At 67.1% G+C, this 17,014-nt stretch carries 14 protein-coding genes; 10 read left to right on the plus strand and 4 right to left on the minus strand.

Features of this window, described 5'->3' with window-relative positions:
- Positions 1-26: 26 nt before the first annotated feature.
- Both ACEN9H_RS14370 and hmgA read right to left on the minus strand, forming a co-directional pair.
- A complete protein-coding gene (locus ACEN9H_RS14370) occupies positions 27-1,343 on the minus strand; it encodes a hemolysin family protein (RefSeq protein ID WP_413675307.1) in 1,317 nt (438 codons plus the stop codon).
- Between the two features lie 190 nt (positions 1,344-1,533).
- Positions 1,534-2,814, minus strand: a complete 1,281-nt coding sequence (gene hmgA, locus ACEN9H_RS14375; protein ID WP_413675582.1) for a homogentisate 1,2-dioxygenase — start codon at positions 2,812-2,814, stop codon at positions 1,534-1,536.
- Between the two features lie 135 nt (positions 2,815-2,949).
- On the opposite strand from hmgA, the gene ACEN9H_RS14380 reads away from it, so the two are divergent.
- The 7 genes from ACEN9H_RS14380 to ACEN9H_RS14410 all read left to right on the plus strand — a co-directional run bounded on the left by ACEN9H_RS14380 (position 2,950) and on the right by ACEN9H_RS14410 (position 10,726).
- Positions 2,950-3,855 (plus strand): LysR family transcriptional regulator, encoded by a 906-nt coding sequence (locus tag ACEN9H_RS14380; protein ID WP_413675308.1) that lies wholly within the window; start codon positions 2,950-2,952, stop codon positions 3,853-3,855.
- Positions 3,856-3,913: 58 nt separating this feature from the next.
- The gene (gene hppD, locus ACEN9H_RS14385) at positions 3,914-4,993 is read left to right on the plus strand and encodes a 4-hydroxyphenylpyruvate dioxygenase (RefSeq protein ID WP_413675309.1); all 1,080 of its coding nucleotides are present in this window, start codon (positions 3,914-3,916) and stop codon (positions 4,991-4,993) included.
- A 277-nt stretch (positions 4,994-5,270) separates the two neighbouring features.
- Entirely contained in the window at positions 5,271-6,098 is an 828-nt protein-coding gene (locus tag ACEN9H_RS14390; protein ID WP_413675310.1) for a TorF family putative porin, read from the plus strand.
- 15 nt (positions 6,099-6,113) lie between these two features.
- Positions 6,114-8,120 (plus strand): methyl-accepting chemotaxis protein, encoded by a 2,007-nt coding sequence (locus ACEN9H_RS14395; RefSeq protein WP_413675311.1) that lies wholly within the window; start codon positions 6,114-6,116, stop codon positions 8,118-8,120.
- A 48-nt stretch (positions 8,121-8,168) separates the two neighbouring features.
- Positions 8,169-9,587 carry an SH3 domain-containing protein gene (locus tag ACEN9H_RS14400; RefSeq protein ID WP_413675312.1) on the plus strand — a complete coding sequence of 473 codons (1,419 nt, stop codon included), beginning with the start codon at positions 8,169-8,171 and terminating at the stop codon, positions 9,585-9,587.
- Positions 9,588-9,630: 43 nt separating this feature from the next.
- Entirely contained in the window at positions 9,631-9,993 is a 363-nt protein-coding gene (locus tag ACEN9H_RS14405) for a CidA/LrgA family protein (RefSeq protein ID WP_413675313.1), read from the plus strand.
- Complete coding sequence (locus ACEN9H_RS14410; protein ID WP_413675314.1) at positions 9,986-10,726, plus strand: LrgB family protein; 741 nt, start codon at positions 9,986-9,988, stop codon at positions 10,724-10,726. Before ACEN9H_RS14405 ends, ACEN9H_RS14410 begins: the two co-directional genes overlap by 8 nt.
- A 102-nt stretch (positions 10,727-10,828) precedes the next feature.
- On the opposite strand, the gene ACEN9H_RS14415 is transcribed toward ACEN9H_RS14410, so the two are convergent.
- Positions 10,829-11,413 (minus strand): hemerythrin domain-containing protein, encoded by a 585-nt coding sequence (locus tag ACEN9H_RS14415; protein WP_056132898.1) that lies wholly within the window; start codon positions 11,411-11,413, stop codon positions 10,829-10,831.
- Between the two features lie 341 nt (positions 11,414-11,754).
- On the opposite strand from ACEN9H_RS14415, the gene ACEN9H_RS14420 reads away from it, so the two are divergent.
- The 3 genes from ACEN9H_RS14420 (at position 11,755) to ACEN9H_RS14430 (ending at position 15,268) form a co-directional block, all read left to right on the plus strand.
- A complete protein-coding gene (locus ACEN9H_RS14420; protein WP_413675315.1) occupies positions 11,755-12,696 on the plus strand; it encodes a manganese catalase family protein in 942 nt (313 codons plus the stop codon).
- Between the two features lie 180 nt (positions 12,697-12,876).
- Positions 12,877-13,791 (plus strand): ZIP family metal transporter, encoded by a 915-nt coding sequence (locus tag ACEN9H_RS14425; protein WP_413675316.1) that lies wholly within the window; start codon positions 12,877-12,879, stop codon positions 13,789-13,791.
- A gap of 109 nt (positions 13,792-13,900) precedes the next feature.
- On the plus strand, positions 13,901-15,268 hold the full coding sequence (locus ACEN9H_RS14430; protein WP_413675317.1) for a family 43 glycosylhydrolase: 1,368 nt from the start codon (positions 13,901-13,903) through the stop codon (positions 15,266-15,268).
- 362 nt (positions 15,269-15,630) lie between these two features.
- Here the strand turns inward: ACEN9H_RS14430 and ACEN9H_RS14435 are convergent, their stop codons facing one another.
- Entirely contained in the window at positions 15,631-16,977 is a 1,347-nt protein-coding gene (locus tag ACEN9H_RS14435; RefSeq protein ID WP_371765722.1) for an MFS transporter, read from the minus strand.
- Positions 16,978-17,014 lie beyond the last annotated feature (37 nt).

Here is a 17,014-nt window from a genome sequence, read left to right on the forward strand (position 1 = left end):
GAAACAGGCCGCCGGTTCCGTCCGGATCAGGTGCGCGCCAGCGGCCCGGGCAGCCGAAAAGCCAGCAGCCGGTCGATGCGGTTGCCGTCCATGTCGACGACTTCGAACCGCCAGCCTTCCCAGTCCAGCCGGTCGCCCGCACGGGGGATCACGGCGAGCTGGTACAGCATGAAGCCGGCCAGCGTGTGGTAGGCGCCGCTGTCCTCGTCGGGAAAGTCGATGTCGGCGCCCGTGAGGTAGCGGAAACGATCGAGCACCATGCCGCCGTCGACGTACCAGCTGCCGTCGTCGCGCCGGACGGCGTCCGGCTGGCCGTGATCGCTCGACGGCGTGACGTCGCCCACGAGCGCGCTCATCACGTCGGTCAGCGTGATCATGCCCTGGATGTCGCCGTATTCGTCCACGATCATCGCCAGCTCGGCGCGGTGCTGCTTCAGTTGCTCCAGCAGGTCGATGGCGCTGCTCGATTCGGGCAGGTACAGGATCGTCTCCAGGGCGGCCTCGATGTCGATGCCGGCCAGCGACTGCGTGCGGATCGCCTGGCCGAACAGGTTGCGCGCACGCACGATGCCGAGCACCTGGGAGCGGTCGCCGCGGTACACGGGGAAGCGGCTGTACGGCGATTCCGCGATGCGCGCGAGGTTGCGGTCCAGCGGCTGGTCGAGGTCGAGGAATTCCAGGTCGACCCGCGGCGTCATCAGCGCGCGCAGGTGCCAGTCGTCGAGCCGCAGGGCGCGCGCGGCGATGTCGTACTCCGCCTTCTCGAACACGCCCGCGTCCGTGCTTTCCTTGATCATGCCCGTGACGTCTTCCTCGGTCGGCGTCTCGTCCTTGTGGTGGTGCATGCCGAGCAGGCGCATGATCCCGTCCGTCGTCAGCGCGAGCAGCCGCACGAACGGATGCGCGAGACGGGCCATGAATTGCAGCGGACGCGCGATCATGGCCGCCATCGTTTCCGGATACAGGATCGCGATGCGCTTAGGCACCAGCTCGCCCAGCACGATGGAAAAGAACGTGATGCCGGCCACGACGATCGCGAGCGCGACGAGCCGCGCATGGCCGTCCGGCACGCCCATGCCGGCGAGCGCCGGCGTCAGGCGCGCCGTCAGCGACGCTTCGCCGAACGCGCCGTTGAAGATGCCGATGAGGGTGATGCCCACCTGCACGGTGGAGAGGAAGCGGCTCGGATCGTCATGCAGGTCGAGCGCGGTACCGGCGCCGCGCCGGCCTTCGTCGGCCATCTTTTCCAGGCGCAGGCGCTTGGCGGACACCACGGCGAGCTCCGACATGGAAAACACGCCGTTGAGCAGGATGAGGGCGAGGATGATGACGATGTCGACCATGCGGGTCCCGGGTGAGATGACGGATTAATCATCGCACGAGGGAATTGAAGAAGGTCGCACAGAAGCGAGCGTCGTTCCCGTGGAAACGGGAACCCATGCTGAGCAACCGAAGTTGGACATGCAGACTTGGTGAACACACTGCAGAATTCTGCGACCTAGCATGGATTCCCGCTTTCGCGGGAACGACTGGTTATCGCTTTGCCGGATTGAAATGCTTCGCAATCCCCGCCCAGCAGTCCTGGTAATTGCCCTGCAACTGGGGCGACTGCAGCGCATACGGCGTCGCCACGAGCGGATGACGCGTCTCGAACATGAACGCCATCGTGTCCGTGACCTTGTGCGGCCGGCTCGTGTCCGCGCTGCTCGCCTTGTCGAACGTGGCCACGTCCGGACCGTGCCCGCTCATGCAGTTGTGCAGGCTCGCGCCGCCGGGCACGAACCCTTCCGCCTTCGCATCGTAGGCGCCGTGGACGAGGCCCATGAACTCGCTGGCGACATTGCGGTGGAACCAGGGCGGGCGGAATGTGTCCTCGCCGGCCAGCCAGCGGGGCGGAAAGATCACGAAGTCCAGCGTGTCGACGCCCGGCGTGTCGGAGGGCGCCTGCAGCACGAGGAAGATCGACGGGTCCGGATGGTCGTAGCTGATCGAGCCGATCGTGTTGAAGTGGCGCAGGTCGTATTTATACGGCGCATAATTGCCGTGCCAGGCGACGACGTCCAGCGGCGAATGGCGGATGCCGGCGCGCCACAGGTGGCCGCCGAATTTCGCCACGAGCTCGAAATCGCCCTCGACGTCTTCGTAGCGGGCGACCGGCGTCAGGAAATCGCGCGGATTGGCGAGGCCGTTCGAGCCGATCGGGCCCAGGTCCGGCAGGCGCAGCAGCGCGCCGAAGTTTTCACAGACATAGCCCCGTGCCTCGCCGTCCGGCAGGTCGATCGCAAAACGCACGCCGCGCGGGATGACGGCGATTTCCTGCGGCTCGACCTCGACCAGGCCGAATTCCGTGGCGATGGCGAGGCGCCCCTGCTGCGGCACGACCAGCAGCTCGCCGTCGGCCGAATAGAAATAACGCCCGCGCATCGAGCGATTCGCGGCGTACAGGTGGATCGCGCAGCCGGACATCGCGGCCGGCGCGCCGTTGCCCGCCATCGTCACGAGGCCGTCGACGAAGTCGGTGGGCGCGTCCGGCATCGGCAGCGGGCTCCAGCGCATCTGGTTCGGCGACGCCGCCACGCCGTCGAAGCCGGCGGCGATGCGGCCATTGCCCATCGCCTCGAACGGCCCGTGCATCGCGGCCGGGCGGATGCGGTACAGCCACGAGCGGCGGTTGTGGCTGCGCGGCGCCGTGAAAGCCGTGCCAGACAATTGTTCCGCGTACAGGCCATAAGCGACGCGCTGCGGCGAATTGCGGTGCGCCGGCAGGGCGCCGGGCAGGGCCTCCGTCGCGAATTCGTTGGCGAAGCCGGACATGTAGCGGTCGGTTGAAGCAGTCAAGGGTGTCTCCGGATGCGTGGCGTTTATGACACTGTAAGGGAGTGCGGCCAGTTTTACGAGATGAATACAAAAATGTAGACTATTCAGATCATCAATAAGACTATCGAGCGCATGATCGAACCCTCTAGCATCGACCTGAATCTGTTATCGGTATTTCAGGAGGTCTACCGCGAACGCCAGATCTCGGCCGCCGCAAGGCGTCTGGGCCTGACGCAATCGGCCGTGAGCAATGCGCTGGCCCGCCTGCGGCGCACGTTCGGCGACGAGCTGTTCGTACGCACGGCGTACGGCATGCAGCCCACGCCGCTCGCGCAGCAGATGGCCGAGCCGATCGGCGCCGCGATGGCCCAGGTGGCACTGGCCCTGTCGCAGCGCAGCCGCTTCGACCCGGCCACGAGCGCCCGCCGCTTCACGCTGGCGATGACGGACGTGGGCGAGGTGTATTTCATGCCGGTGCTGATCGAGCGTTGCCGCACAGTCGCGCCGAACGTGGAGATCGCGTCGCTGCGGGCGAACGGGCTGACCCTGAAGGACGATATGGAGACGGGCAGGGTGGACCTGGCGATCGGCGCGTTCGAGGACGTGTCGGAAGCGCTGTACCACCGCGCGCTGTTCCGCCAGCCGTTCGTGAGCATGTTCCGCAAGGACCATCCGCTGGCGAAGGGCAAGGTGGACCTGGAACGGTTCGTGGCGGCGCCGCACCTGATCGTCGATGCGGCCCAGAGTCCTTACGACCGCATCAATGGATTGCTGGAAAAGGCCGGGGTGACGGCCGGGGCCCGGTTCCGGGTGCCGCATTTCACCGCGGTACCGTACATCGTCAGCACGAGCGAGCTGGTGGTGACGGTGCCGCAAAAGCTGGCCGAAAGCGCGGCAGGCCCGTTCGGCCTGAAGTGGATCGAGCCGCCGCTCGCCCTGCCGGCGTTGCAGACCAACGTCTTCTGGCACCGGCGGTTCAACCACGATCCCGGCATCCAGTGGCTGCGGGGTTTGATTGCCGACGTGTTCGCGGAATGAGGGGCGAACGCGCCGGTAGGCGCGAATATTTTAATGCTAATCGATAGAGGAATAGACAATGGCCGACCTGTTTGACAATCCGATGGGGCTGATGGGCTTCGAGTTCGTGGAATTCGCGTCGCCCACCCCGGGCGTGCTGGAGCCCGTGTTCGAAGCGCTGGGTTTCACCAAAGTGGCCGTGCACCGCTCGAAGGACGTCGTGCTGTACCGCCAGGGCGACATCAACTTCATCGTCAACAACGAGCCGAAGAGCGCCGCCTATTACTTCGCGGCTGAGCACGGCCCGTCGGCCTGCGGCATGGCCTTTCGCGTCCGGAACGCCCATAAAGCCTACGCGCGCGCGCTCGAGCTGGGCGCGCAGCCGCTGGACATCCCGACCGGCCCCATGGAGCTGCGCCTGCCCGCCATCAAGGGCATCGGCGGCGCGCCGCTGTACCTGATCGACCGCTTCGAAGACGGCAAGTCCATCTATGACATCGACTTCGAATGGATCGAGGGCACGGAACGCCACCCGGCGGGCCATGGCCTCAAGCTCATCGACCACCTCACGCACAACGTCTACCGCGGCCGCATGTCGTACTGGGCCGGCTTCTACGAGAAGCTGTTCAACTTCCGCGAAATCCGCTACTTCGACATCAAGGGCGAGTACACGGGCCTGACGTCGAAGGCGATGACGGCGCCGGACGGCATGATCCGCATCCCGCTGAACGAGGAAGGCAAGGCGGGCGGCGGCCAGATCGAGGAATTCCTGCTCAAGTACAACGGCGAAGGCATCCAGCACATCGCGCTGCTCACGGACGATATCTTCTCCACCGTCGATGGCCTGCGCGCCGCGGGCGTGCCGCTGATGACCGCTCCCCCGGCGACCTATTACGAGATGCTGGAAACCCGCCTGCCCGGCCACGGCCAGGACGTCGAGGCGCTGAAGGCCCGCGGCCTGCTGGTCGACGGCACGACCGAAGGGGGCACGCAACGCTTGTTGCTGCAGATCTTCTCGGAGACGCAGCTGGGTCCCGTGTTCTTCGAATTCATCCAGCGCAAGGGCGACGAGGGCTTCGGCGAAGGTAACTTCAAGGCGTTGTTCGAGTCGATCGAGCGCGACCAGCTGCGCCGTGGGGCGCTGATGACCGCGGCATAACGTCCGCCACTGCCAGGCAGGCGTCCCGCGCCTGCCTGTTTGCAAACTTTCCTCATCTTTTCAAGGTGTTAAGCGTTTTTGCGAACACCTGTGCGCTTCATTTCCAGACAAATACCGGAGTGTTGCGCGCATGTCTCATTCTCGGGTTTCCCACAAATATTCCGGCTGATTTGTAACCAAAAGCCACAGAGTCGGCACTAGAATTTCCGTACGGCATCAATGCCTACCGATATTCAACAACGGCGACCACCGCCGACCACAACCGACTCCCGAGATCATGAGCACCCGACACCGCCCGGCCGCGCTGCCGACCCGTCGCCTTGCCCCGTTGTCCTTTCTGCTGCTGGCCGCCGCGTCGTGCGCGCACGCCGGCGAATCCGCCGCGCCGCTGACGGCGGAAGTGCCCGCCGACGACCCGCTGAGCGCCACCGTCTCCGTCAGCTCGCAATACGTCTCGCGCGGCATCCGCCAGACGTGGGGCGGGCCGGCCGCGATGGCCAGCGTCGACTATGCGCATGCCAGCGGCTGGTCGGCCGGCACGTCCGTCATCAACGTCAGCGACAAGTTCATCGAAAGCGGCACCGTCGAATGGGACCTGTACGGCGGCTACAGCGGCAGCGCGGGCGCCGTCGGCTGGTCCGCGATGGTGTACTGGTACAAATACCCGGGCGCGCGCATCAGCGCGACGAACACGTCGTTCGACTACGGCGAACTGTCGGCCGGCGTAACCTGGAAATCGTTGTACGCCCGCTACAACTACACGTTCAGCCGCGACTTCTTCGGCATCGCGAATGCCCGCGGCACCGGCTACCTGGACGTCGGCGCCGACCAGGCGCTGACCCGGTCGCTGACCCTGAACCTGCACGCCGGCGACGGCCGCGTGGCCGGCAGCGGGAACGGCATCTGGGACTGGCGCGACCTGAAGGCCGGCCTGACGCACAAGCTCGAAGACGGCTGGACCGTCGCCCTGAACTACACCCGCGCCATCGGTGCGACCGGCGTCTACAACAGCTACACGACGGGCGTGCCGCGCCCCGACGGCCGCCTGGCCGTGGCGAACGTCGCGCGCCGCGCCGTCGTGCTGTCGCTGACCCGCAAATTCTGAAATCGAGGAAAAACAATGCGTCGCAACCCCCTGTCGTCTCTCTCGCTGACCGCGAAGATCTGCGCGACGGCCACCACGCTCGTCGTGCTGAGCCTCGCGGTCACGTCGGCCGTCATCGCCGTGCGCAGCAGCGGCACCGCCGAGGAGGCGAGCATGCACCAGGCCCGCACGTCCGCGCGCGAAGCCGCCGCCGCCGTGCAGGCGCAGATCGGTACCAAGCTGGGCGCCGTCACCAACCTTGCCGCTGGCATGAGCGCGCTGCGCGAAGCGGACATCGCGCCGTCGCGGCCGCAGGTCGGCGCCATGACGCAAGGCATGCTGCGCAGCTTTGGCGACCTGATCGGCGGTGCCGTCACGTTCGAGCCGGACGCGCTGGACGGCAAGGACGCCGACTTCGCGGGCAAGGCGCCGGAATATGACGCGACCGGCCGCTACATGCCGTACTACACGCGCAACGCGGACGGCACGCTGCATGTGGAACCGATCGTGTTCCCGACCACCCCGGGCGCGAACGACTGGTACGACATCCCCAAGGCCACGCGCAAGGTGTTCTTCACCGAGCCGTACGCGTATGCCGTCAACGGCAAGGACATCATGATGGCGTCGCTGGTGGCGCCTATCCTCGTCAAGGGCGAATTCCGCGGCGTGGTCAGCGCCGACTTCCAGCTGACGCACCTGGGCGAGATCCTCGGCAAGATCAAGGTCATCGACGGCGGCCGCCTGGCGCTCGTCTCGAACGGCGGCCTGTATGCGAGCCATCCGGATGCGACCAGGAACGGCAAGAAGGCCGACGACCTGCCGCCCGCCGCGCTCGCGGCCGTGCGCGCCGGCGAGACCTATGAATATATCGACACGGCCGGCATCGTGCACCTGCTGCAGCCGCTGCGCCTCCACCCGGACCTCGCGCCGTGGGCCGTCAAGCTGTCGTTCCCGCACGCCGTCGCCACGGCCAGCGCGCGCCAGCTGATGGGCTATTCGCTGTTCGCGTCGCTGGTCTGCGCCGTCGTGGCGGCCATCGTGATGGTCACCGTGCAGCGCCGCCTGACCCGTCCGCTGCGCGTCCTCGGCGCCACCATGACGGACCTCGCCAGCGGCAATGCCGACCTGAACGCCCGCCTGGACGCGAAGGGCACCGACGAGCTGGCCCGGATCGCCGCCGGTTTCAACGGCTTCGTCACCAAGATCCAGGAAGTGCTGGTGCAGGTGCGCGCGAGCGCCGGCAGCGTCGCGGCCGCGAGCGTCGAGATCAGCCAGGGCAATATGGACCTGTCCGGCCGCACCGAGCAGCAGGCCGGCGCGCTGGAAGAAACGGCGGCGTCGATGGAGCAGCTGACGTCGACCGTCAGGCAGAACGCCGACAATGCGCGCCAGGCCAACCAGCTCGCGTTGTCCGCGTCGGAGACGGCCCGCCGCGGCGGCGCCGTCGTGGCGGAAGTGGTGGAGACGATGGCCGCGATCGACACCGCGTCGCGCAAGGTCGTCGACATCATCGGCGTGATCGACAGCATCGCGTTCCAGACCAATATCCTCGCGCTCAATGCGGCCGTCGAGGCGGCACGTGCGGGCGAGCAGGGCCGCGGCTTCGCCGTCGTCGCCTCGGAAGTGCGGGGGCTGGCCCAGCGCAGCGCGGCCGCCGCGAAGGAGATCAAGGCCCTGATCGGCGATGCGTCCGGCAAGGTGGAAGCGGGCAGCGCGCTGGTGCGGGACGCGGGCCGCACCATGGACGACGTCGTGTCCAGCGTGCGCCGCGTGAGCGACATCGTGGCCGAGATCTCGGCCGCCAGCGCGGAGCAGAGCACCGGCATCGGCCAGGTCAACCAGGCCATCGTGCAGATGGACGGCACGACGCAGCAGAACGCCGCGCTCGTCGAAGAGGCGGCCGCCGCGGCGGACAGCCTGCAGCGGCAGGCCGACCTGCTGGTCGCGCTGGTGGGCCAGTTCAAGCTCGAGGGCGCGGCGCCGGCGCCGGTGCGTCCGGCCGTCGCCACGCGGGCCCCGCTGAACGCGCTGGCCGCCGCGTAAACGTTCGGGCTGGGCTACACTGCCGGATCCACGATCCGGAGGAGACCCATGCATACGAAAGCAGCGCACAACGCCGCACGTCATCTTCTGGCCGCCATCGCCTGCGGCCTCGCCGTCCCGGGCGCCGCCGCCGCGGCCCAGCCGGCCATGTCGAAAGCCGGTATCCCCGCCTTCGACGAGGCGATGCTGGCCCCGGACTACTGGATCGGGCGGCTGCCTGCGCCCGACGCCGTGTTGCTGGACGCGCCCGCGACCGCCGCGCAGCGAGTCGCCGCGTACGCGCCCGGCGGCGGCTTCGTCGACGTCCGCAAGCTGCCCGCGACCCTCACGCGCGACCAGGTGCTCGACTGGATCCGCGGCGCGGAGCAGCAGACGCCCGTCAAGCTCGCGGTCGACGACGCCGGCCATCCCGTCGGACCGGACACCTTGCAAGTCCTCCGTGACGCCACGGCCGCCGGCCAGGTTGCGGCGACGGCGCCGGCCCGCTACGGCCTCGCGGTGCGCCGCGCGGCGCTGCGCACCTACCCGAGCGACCGCGTGTTCTACGCGAGCCTCGATCAACCCGATTTCGAAAGCCTCACGGCCGGCACCCTGTTCCCGGGCGAGCCCGTGCTCGTCGCGCACATGAGCGCGGACGGCCGCTGGCTGCTCGCGGTGACGACGCAGGGCCCGGCGTGGGTGCGCGCGGACGACATCGCCATCGGCACGGCGGACGCGGTGTTCGGCTACGCGGCGCTGCCGCCTGGCCGCGTGGTCACGGGCGACCATGTGGTCACGGTCCACACGCGCGAGCTGCCTGCCTTGTCGCAGCTGGACCTCGACATGGGCGTGGCGCTGCCGCGCGCCGACGTGCCGCCCGACGAGCCGGTCAACGGCGCCAGTCCGTACGCATCGTGGCCCGTGCGGCTGCCCGTGCGCCAGGCCGACGGTTCGCTCGCGATCCGGCCGGCGCTGATCCGCCGCAGCGCCGACACCGCGCCGGGCTACCTGCCGCTCACGCGCGCGAACATCATCCGGCAGTCGTTCAAGCTGCTCGGCGAGCGTTACGGGTGGGGCCACCAGTTCGACGCGCGCGATTGCAGCGGCCTGGTCGCGGAAACCTACCGCAGCATGGGCCTGCTGCTGCAGCACAGCTCCGGCCTGCAAGGGACGTCGACAGCGCTGAAGCATCGCGTGTTCACGGCGGCGGACACCCACGCGGCGCGTGTAAAAGCGGTGCGGGAGGCGGAGGTGGGCGACCTCGTCGTCGTGCCGGGCCACGTGCTGATGATCATCGGCCACGTGAACGGCGAGCCGTATGTGATCCAGGACGTGCCGTATGCCGTCTTCAAGGATCCGGCGACCGGTGCGTTGCGCAGGACGAAGCTGAATCAGGTGTCGGTCACGCCGCTGCTGCCGCTGTACGCCGACGACGAGAAAACGTATGTGGATGCGATGACGAGCCTCGTGCAGCCGACGCGGCGCTGAGCCGGATGCTATCCTTCGGGGAACCCACATCGAAGGAGGTCGCTTGCTGATCGCGTTTGCCGTACTGCTCGTTTTCCAGTGCCTGGGAGAGGGGCTCGTTTTCCTGCTCCGGCTCCCGGTCCCGGGGCCCGTGGCCGGCATGCTGCTGTTGCTGGTGGCGCTCGTCGCGTTCCCGCGCCTGCACGAGATCGTGGAGGCGGGCGCGAACGAGCTGCTGCGCCATCTGTCGCTGCTGTTCGTGCCGGCCGGCGTGGGCATCATCGTCGCCGCGGCGAGCGGCAGCGGGCACTGGCTCGCGATCTGCGCGGCCGTCGTCGGCAGCACCCTGCTGACGCTGGCCGTGACGGCGCTCGTGCTGCGCGCGCTCACGCCCGCCCACAAGAACGGGAAGGGAAGCGATGTTTAATTTCGAGGAATTCACCGACTTCTGGGTCTATTTGTCCGCGTCGCCGCTGCTGGGCCTCACCGTCACCCTGTGCGCCTACGTGTTCGCGCAATGGGTCTATGCGCGCTGCGGCTTTTCGCCGCTCGCCAACCCGGTCGCCATCGCGATCGCCCTCGTGAGCCTCGTGCTGGCGGCCAGCGGCATGTCGTACCAGCGTTATTTCGCCGGTGCGCAGTTCGTCCACTTCCTGCTCGGCCCCGCCACGGTCGCCCTGGCCGTGCCGCTCGCGCGCCAGATGCCGCGGCTGCGCCGCAGCCTGTTCCCGCTCGCGTGCGCGCTGGTGTCCGGGTGCGTGACGGCCATCGTCAGCGCGGTCGGCATCGCCGTGCTGATGGGCGCCTCGCCCGAGCTGGCGCGCTCGCTGGGTCCGAAGTCGGCCACGACGCCCATCGCGATGGCCGTGTCCGAGCACCTCGGGGGCGTGCCGGCACTGACGGCCGTCCTCGTGATCGGCACTGGCATCTTCGGCGCGGTGACGGCGCGCTTCCTGATGAACGCCCTGCGCATCGATTCGCATGCGGCGCGCGGCCTCGCGCTCGGTGTCGCGTCGCACGGCATCGGGACGGCGCGCGCGTTCCAGGTCAGCCCGGAGATGGGCGCGTACGCGGGCCTCGGCATGGGCATCAACGGTGTGCTGACGGCGTTGCTGGCGCCCTGGCTCGTGCCCTTGCTGCTGCGCTGGATGGGTCAGTAAACGCAGAAGCCCGCAACCACGCGCGGACGCGATTGCGGGCGAGGCAGGCGCGCGGACGCCATGCCGGGGGAGCGCAGGCGGCTTGCGCCGCTGCGGAAAAGGTCAGGCGTGCGTCGGCTTGCGGGTAAAGGCGCGGGCCGCGAACAGGGCGCTGGCCACGCCGACGACGATCGCGGCCGTGCTGCCCGAGAAGCCGACGGCCGTGTTGGCCGCGATCTTGCCGGCCTTCGGCGTCACCAGTTCCAGGCGGCGCTTCGTCATCTGCGCGCCCAGCTCGGACAGGCGGTCCTTGCTCAGCGTCTGCTCGGCTTCCGGCAACAGCACGGTTTCCTCGTCGGCCACGTGGTGCTGCACGTCGCGCATCAGTTCGAACACGAGTTCGTCGTGGCGCGGCGACTTCGGATCCGTGCGGCGCAGCTCCGCAATGACGGCGCGCATCTCGTCATGTTCCGGCTCGCTCTTGTCCATGACTTTCTGGTCGTGGGCGCGCGGGCGCATGACGGGATAGAAGATTTCCTCTTCCAGGGTCGCGTGGATTTCCAGCGCGTCGCAGATCGTTTCCGCCAGCGCCTTCTTGACGCTGGGGCGCTTGTCGCGAGTGTACTGGTGAAACGTGACCATCACGTGCGAGTGATCGAAGCGGATCATGTCGGTGATGGAGGGACTCAGTTTATTCAGGGAAAACATGATCGTCTCCTGTTAGCGTGGGGTAGCGATAGATCCATGTTAGTGCCGACGCTAGAGCTGTCGCGTAGGAGGGCGCCGCACGGTCTTGTCGGCCGATGACGCATGGGCCGTCCGGCCCGGACTGGCAACCACGCGACTGTTTCCACGTGTTCAGAATCTCGCGGAGCTCGGCAGGATGTCGCCTCCAATCCTACACAGACACGGCTTCGTTTCTGATTACTCGGCGCCGCAACGCTGCCAAGATGGCATCGACCGGTCGCGCTTCGGCGCTTCCGTTTGTCCGCGCGGCGACGCAGGACGCGTCCCGCGCGGCCATCCAATCACACAACGGAGGAATCGGAATGTTTGCACATAACAAACGCCTGCAATACACCGTGCGCGTCAGTGAACCGAATCCGGGGCTGGCCAACCTGATGCTCGAACAGTTCGGCGGCCCGCAGGGCGAACTGGCCGCGGCCATGCGCTATTTCACGCAGGCCGTCAGCGAAGACGATCCGGGCCGCAAGGACATGCTGTTCGACATCGCGACGGAAGAGCTGAGCCATCTCGAGGTGATCGGCCACATCGTCGCCATGCTCAACAAGGGCGCCAAGGGCGACCTGGCCGAGGCCGTCGACAGCGAAGCGGATCTGTACAAGAAGATCCAGGGTGCGGGCAACGACAGCCACGTGACCCAGGTGCTGTACGGCGCCGGCACGCCGCTGGTCAATTCGGCCGGCGTGCCGTGGACGGCCGCGTACATCGACACGATCGGCGAACCGACCGCCGACCTCCGCTCCAACATCGCCGCCGAGGCGCGCGCCAAGATCGTCTACGAGCGCCTGATCGCGCTGACGGACGACCCGGGCGTGAAGGAAGCGCTGGGTTTCCTGATGACGCGCGAGATCGCGCACCAGAAGTCGTTCGAGAAGGCGCTGTACTCGATCCAGCCGAACTTCCCGTCCGGGAAGATGCCGGGCGACCCGCGCTTCGCCAACACGTACTACAACATGTCGCAGGGGCCGGGCGAGATGCGTGGCTCCTGGAACCAGGGCGAGAACTGGGACTTCGTCACGGACCGCGAGAAGCAGATGGCCGTCGACGGCGGCACGGGCGAGGCCGAAGTCCGGCTGCCGGCCAAGGACGTCGACGTGCTCAAGCAGATGGCCGAGCGCACCATGTCCGATCCGAATGTCGATCCGACCACCGGGGCCGAACTCGGGATGGGCAACCAGACCCTGGCCGACGGCATGACCGTGCAGCCGGGTGCGCAGCCGAGCCCGGGGGCGCCGAAGCTTCACTAGCATCTGCTACGTCGGCCCCGCGATCTGCTACGTCGCCCCGCGATCTGCTACGTCGTCGCCGCGATCTGCTACGTCGTCCCCGCGCAGGCGGGGACCCAAGTTTCGCGGCTCAGCCGAGGAAATTGGGTTCCCGCCTGCGCGGGAGCGACGGTGTATCCATCTCCAACACCGAGCCCGCGCATGGAATCACCCCTGACCAAACCCGCCTCACTCTCCTGGATGCTGCGCCCCCGCCGCCTCGCCGGCTGCGCCGTTTGCCTCCTCGGCTGCGCCGTCCTGATCTTCACGGGCTTCGGTTACCTCGCCAACGTCCTGCAGGATGTGCCCCATGTGCGCGGCGCGCTGGTCGGTGGCGCAACGGCCGCCGCCGCGACGGCGCTCGGCACCTTGCCCATCCTGCTGTCACAGAATTTTTCGAACCGCACCTACGACTGCTTCCTCGGCTTCGGCGGCGGCGTCATGCTCGGCGCGACCGCATTCTCGCTCGTGATCCCCGCGCTGGCCGCCGCCAGGTCGGGCGGCGCCGGCAACTGGGGCGCGAGCCTGTCCGTCGGCGCCGGCATCATGGCGGGGGCGGCGCTGCTGCTCGTGCTCGACCGCTGCATGTCGACCGACGGCATCCTCGCCCACGACGATCCGCGCACCGCCCACTCCCTGAAACGCGCCTGGATGTTCGTGTGGGCCGTCGCGCTGCACAACCTGCCGGAAGGCCTGGCGATCGGCGTCGCGTATGCGGGCGTCGACGTCGACAAGGCGAACTCGCTGGCGACCGGCATCTCGATCCAGGACGTGCCGGAAGGCCTCGTCGTCGCGCTGGCCCTGCGCACCGTCGGCTATGGACGGGGTTTGTCGGCGGCGCTTGGCGTCGCGTCCGGCCTGATCGAGCCGGTGGCCGCGGTCGCCGGCGCCATCCTGATCGGCATCTCGGCCGGCCTGCTGCCGTTCGCGCTGGCCGCCGCGGCGGGCGCGATGCTGTTCGTGATCGTCAACGACGTCGTGCCGGAAGCGCAGCAGAACGGCAACGGCACCTGGGCCAGCGTGGCCCTCGTCTTCGGCTTCATCCTCATGACGGTGCTGGACACGGCACTCGGCTGATACCGAAATCGCAATCGCCCACCTGTTTTATTTCATTGGTGGCGCCGACCCGCATTGCCTAAGCTGGTGGCGGGCTCGACCCATATGTATAAATAAAACAGGAGACTATATGCTCAAACAACTGCTGGCAGCATGCTGCCTCGCGCTCGGCTGCGCGTCGGCCGGGGCCGTCGACCTGCTTGGCGTGAACAATGCCCACGACCCGGGCACCATCACCAGGGACGGCGACACGTATTTCAACTTCACGACCGGCACCGGCATCTGGTATTCCACGTCGAAGGACCTCAAGACCTGGGCGGCGGGGCCGTCGCCCGTGTTCGCGACGCCGCCCGCCTGGGTCACGCAAAAGATCCCGAATTTCTCCGGCTCGTACTGGGCGCCGGACGTGATCCAGATGAACGGCTATTACTACCTGTACTACTCGGTGTCGTCGTTCGGCACGTCCTCATCCGCGATCGGCGTGGCGCGCAGTTTCTCGCTGAAGAACCCGAGCTGGCAGGACCTCGGCATCGTCGTGCAGTCGTACGGCGGCAGCGCCGAGGTCAATGCCATCGACCCCGCGCTGTTCCGTGACCATGACGGCAAGGTCTACCTGAGCTACGGCTCGTTCTTCGGCGGCATCGGCCTGGCCGAGATCGATCAGGCCACGGGCAAGCTGGCCGGCAGCGTGACGACGATCTGGGGCGGGGGTGGCCGCGACATCGAGGCGCCGTACATCACGCGCGACGGCGGGTATTACTACCTGTTCGTGAACCGCGGCAGTTGCTGCAAGGGCGTCGACTCCACATATTACGTCGAAGTGCAGCGCGCGACGAACATCCGCGGCCCGTATTCCGGGACGCGCACGATCCTGCCGGTCACCGACGGCAAGTACCGCGGCCCCGGCCACATCGCCGACCTGCGCCAGGACGGCTGCCACTTCGTCTCCACGCATTACTACGACCTGACCGACAACGGCAACGCGAAACTGGACATCCAGCGCATGACGTATAACGCCGGCTGGCCTGTCCTGACCCGCAACTTCACGGACTTCGCCGGCTGCGGCGGCATCAGCGACGGCGTCTACGCGTTCAAGTCGCGCCTGTCGGGCAAGATGTTCGGCGTGGCGGGCGGTTCGACCGCGGACGGCGCACTGGTGCAGCAGTCGACCGATGCGAACGCGCGCTACCAGAAGTGGTACGTGATCGGCCATGGCGACGGATACTACAGTGTCATCAACGCCAACAGCCTGAAGAGCCTGGACGACTACAACAACTCCACGACCGCCGGCACGAACATCGCGCAGTGGGGCTACTGGGCGGGGCAGGGCCAGCAGTGGCGCTTCGCCAGCCCGGCAGCGGGTTACTACACGGTCGCGAACCAACTCTCCGGCATGGTGCTGGACGTGCAGAACAAGAGCACGGCCGACGGCGCGCAGATCATCCAGTATCCGTCCAATGGGGGCACCAACCAGCAGTGGTCGCTGATCCGAAAGTGAGGCGGCAGGGCGCAAGCGTGTGAGGTGCGCCCACCTCGCTTCGATACATTATTGCCAATCCACACGGCATTCTGATGACCCTGATGGCACTGCGCCAGGAAATTCGGAAATTCGGAAATTCGGGGTCAGAGCACATTCTTTTGCAAAATCTCGCGAGCACATTTTCAGCGCGGCCAACCTGGTATCGCCGCTCCTTGCGAGGAGAGCGACGCGTGCATCGGGCGGACTGCTAACGCGGGACCATTGTTCCGAAAAGTGCTCTGACCCCGAATTTTGCTTGAAATGGGGTCTGACCCCGAAGTTTGGCAACAAAAAAAGCCCCGGGGGTACCGGGGCTCGGGTCTGCTCTATATATATGTCGCTCAGTTGCGGATCTCGAGCGCGCGGTTCAGGCTCAACGCGGCCAGCGAGCCGACGGCGCCGGACAGCAGGTACAGGCTGACGTAGCCGAGGCCGAAGTTGGCGGCCAGGCCCAGTGCCACGAGCGGGGCGAACGCGGCGCCGACGAGCCACGCGAGATCCGACGTCAGGGCGGCGCCCGTGTAGCGGTATTGCGGCAGGAAGTTCGACGTCACGGCGCCGGCGGCCTGGCCGTACGACAGGCCCAGCAGCAGGAAGCCCACCAGGATGAACGTGTTCTGGCCGGTCACGCCGCCATCCATCAGGGTCGGGATGAAGCCGGAGAACAGGGCGATCAGCGCGGCCAGCGTGCCGAGCGTGTTGCGGCGGCCGAACTTGTCGGCGATGATGCCCGACGCCAGCACGCCGACGATGCCGAGACCGGCTCCCATCATCTGGACCTGCAGGAATTCAGCCATCGAACGGGTGTCGTACAGCTGGATCCACGACAGCGGGAATACGGTGACGAGGTGGAACAGCGCATAGCTGGCCAGGGCGGCGAGGGCGCCAATGACGATGTTCGTGCCCTGGTTGCCGATCACTTCGCGGGCCGGGGCCGGATCCAGCTCATGCTCGTCGAGCAGGTGGGTATAGTCCGGCGTCGACACGAGGCGCAGGCGGGCGAACAGCGCGACGACGTTGATCGCGAAGGCGACGTAGAACGGATAACGCCAGCCCCAGACGAGGAAATCGTCCTGCGACAGCTCGGCCATCAGGTAGGAGAACAGGCCGGCCGCGATGATGAAACCCGTTGGTGCGCCAAGTTGTCCCAACATGGCGTACCATCCACGCTTGTTCTGCGGCGCATTGAGCGCGAGCAGCGACGGCAAGCCGTCCCACGACCCGCCCTGGGCAACGCCCTGGCCGATGCGCAGGATGGCCAGGGCGACGATGGACCATTCGCCCCAGCGGGAATAGGTGGGCAGCATCGAGATGGCGACCGTGGCTGAGCCCATCAGGAAGAGGGCGATAGTCAGCTTGATCTCGCGACTGTAATGACGCTGGATGACCATGAAGAACAGCGACGCGAGCGGCCTTGCCACATAGGCCAGCGCGAAGATGGCAAACGAGTAAAGCGTACCTTCGAGCCGGTCCGCGAACGGGAAAAACACGGCGGGGAACACGAGCACCGAAGCGATCGCATAAACGAAGAAGTCGAAGTATTCGGAAGCGCGGCCGATGACGACGCCGACCGCGATCTCTCCAGGCGCGATTTTCGTGTCGCGGCTGTTGATGTTCCGGGCCCCGGAGTGGGGTGCTGTGATGGGAGCGGCTCCTGCGCCGCCGTACGTGTTCGGGGTGCTCTGCATGTCTTCGTCTCCTTTTTCAGCCGACGGCTTCTGGACC

Source organism: Massilia cellulosiltytica (assembly GCF_047325105.1).
Lineage (GTDB): Bacteria > Pseudomonadota > Gammaproteobacteria > Burkholderiales > Burkholderiaceae_D > Telluria > Telluria orientalis.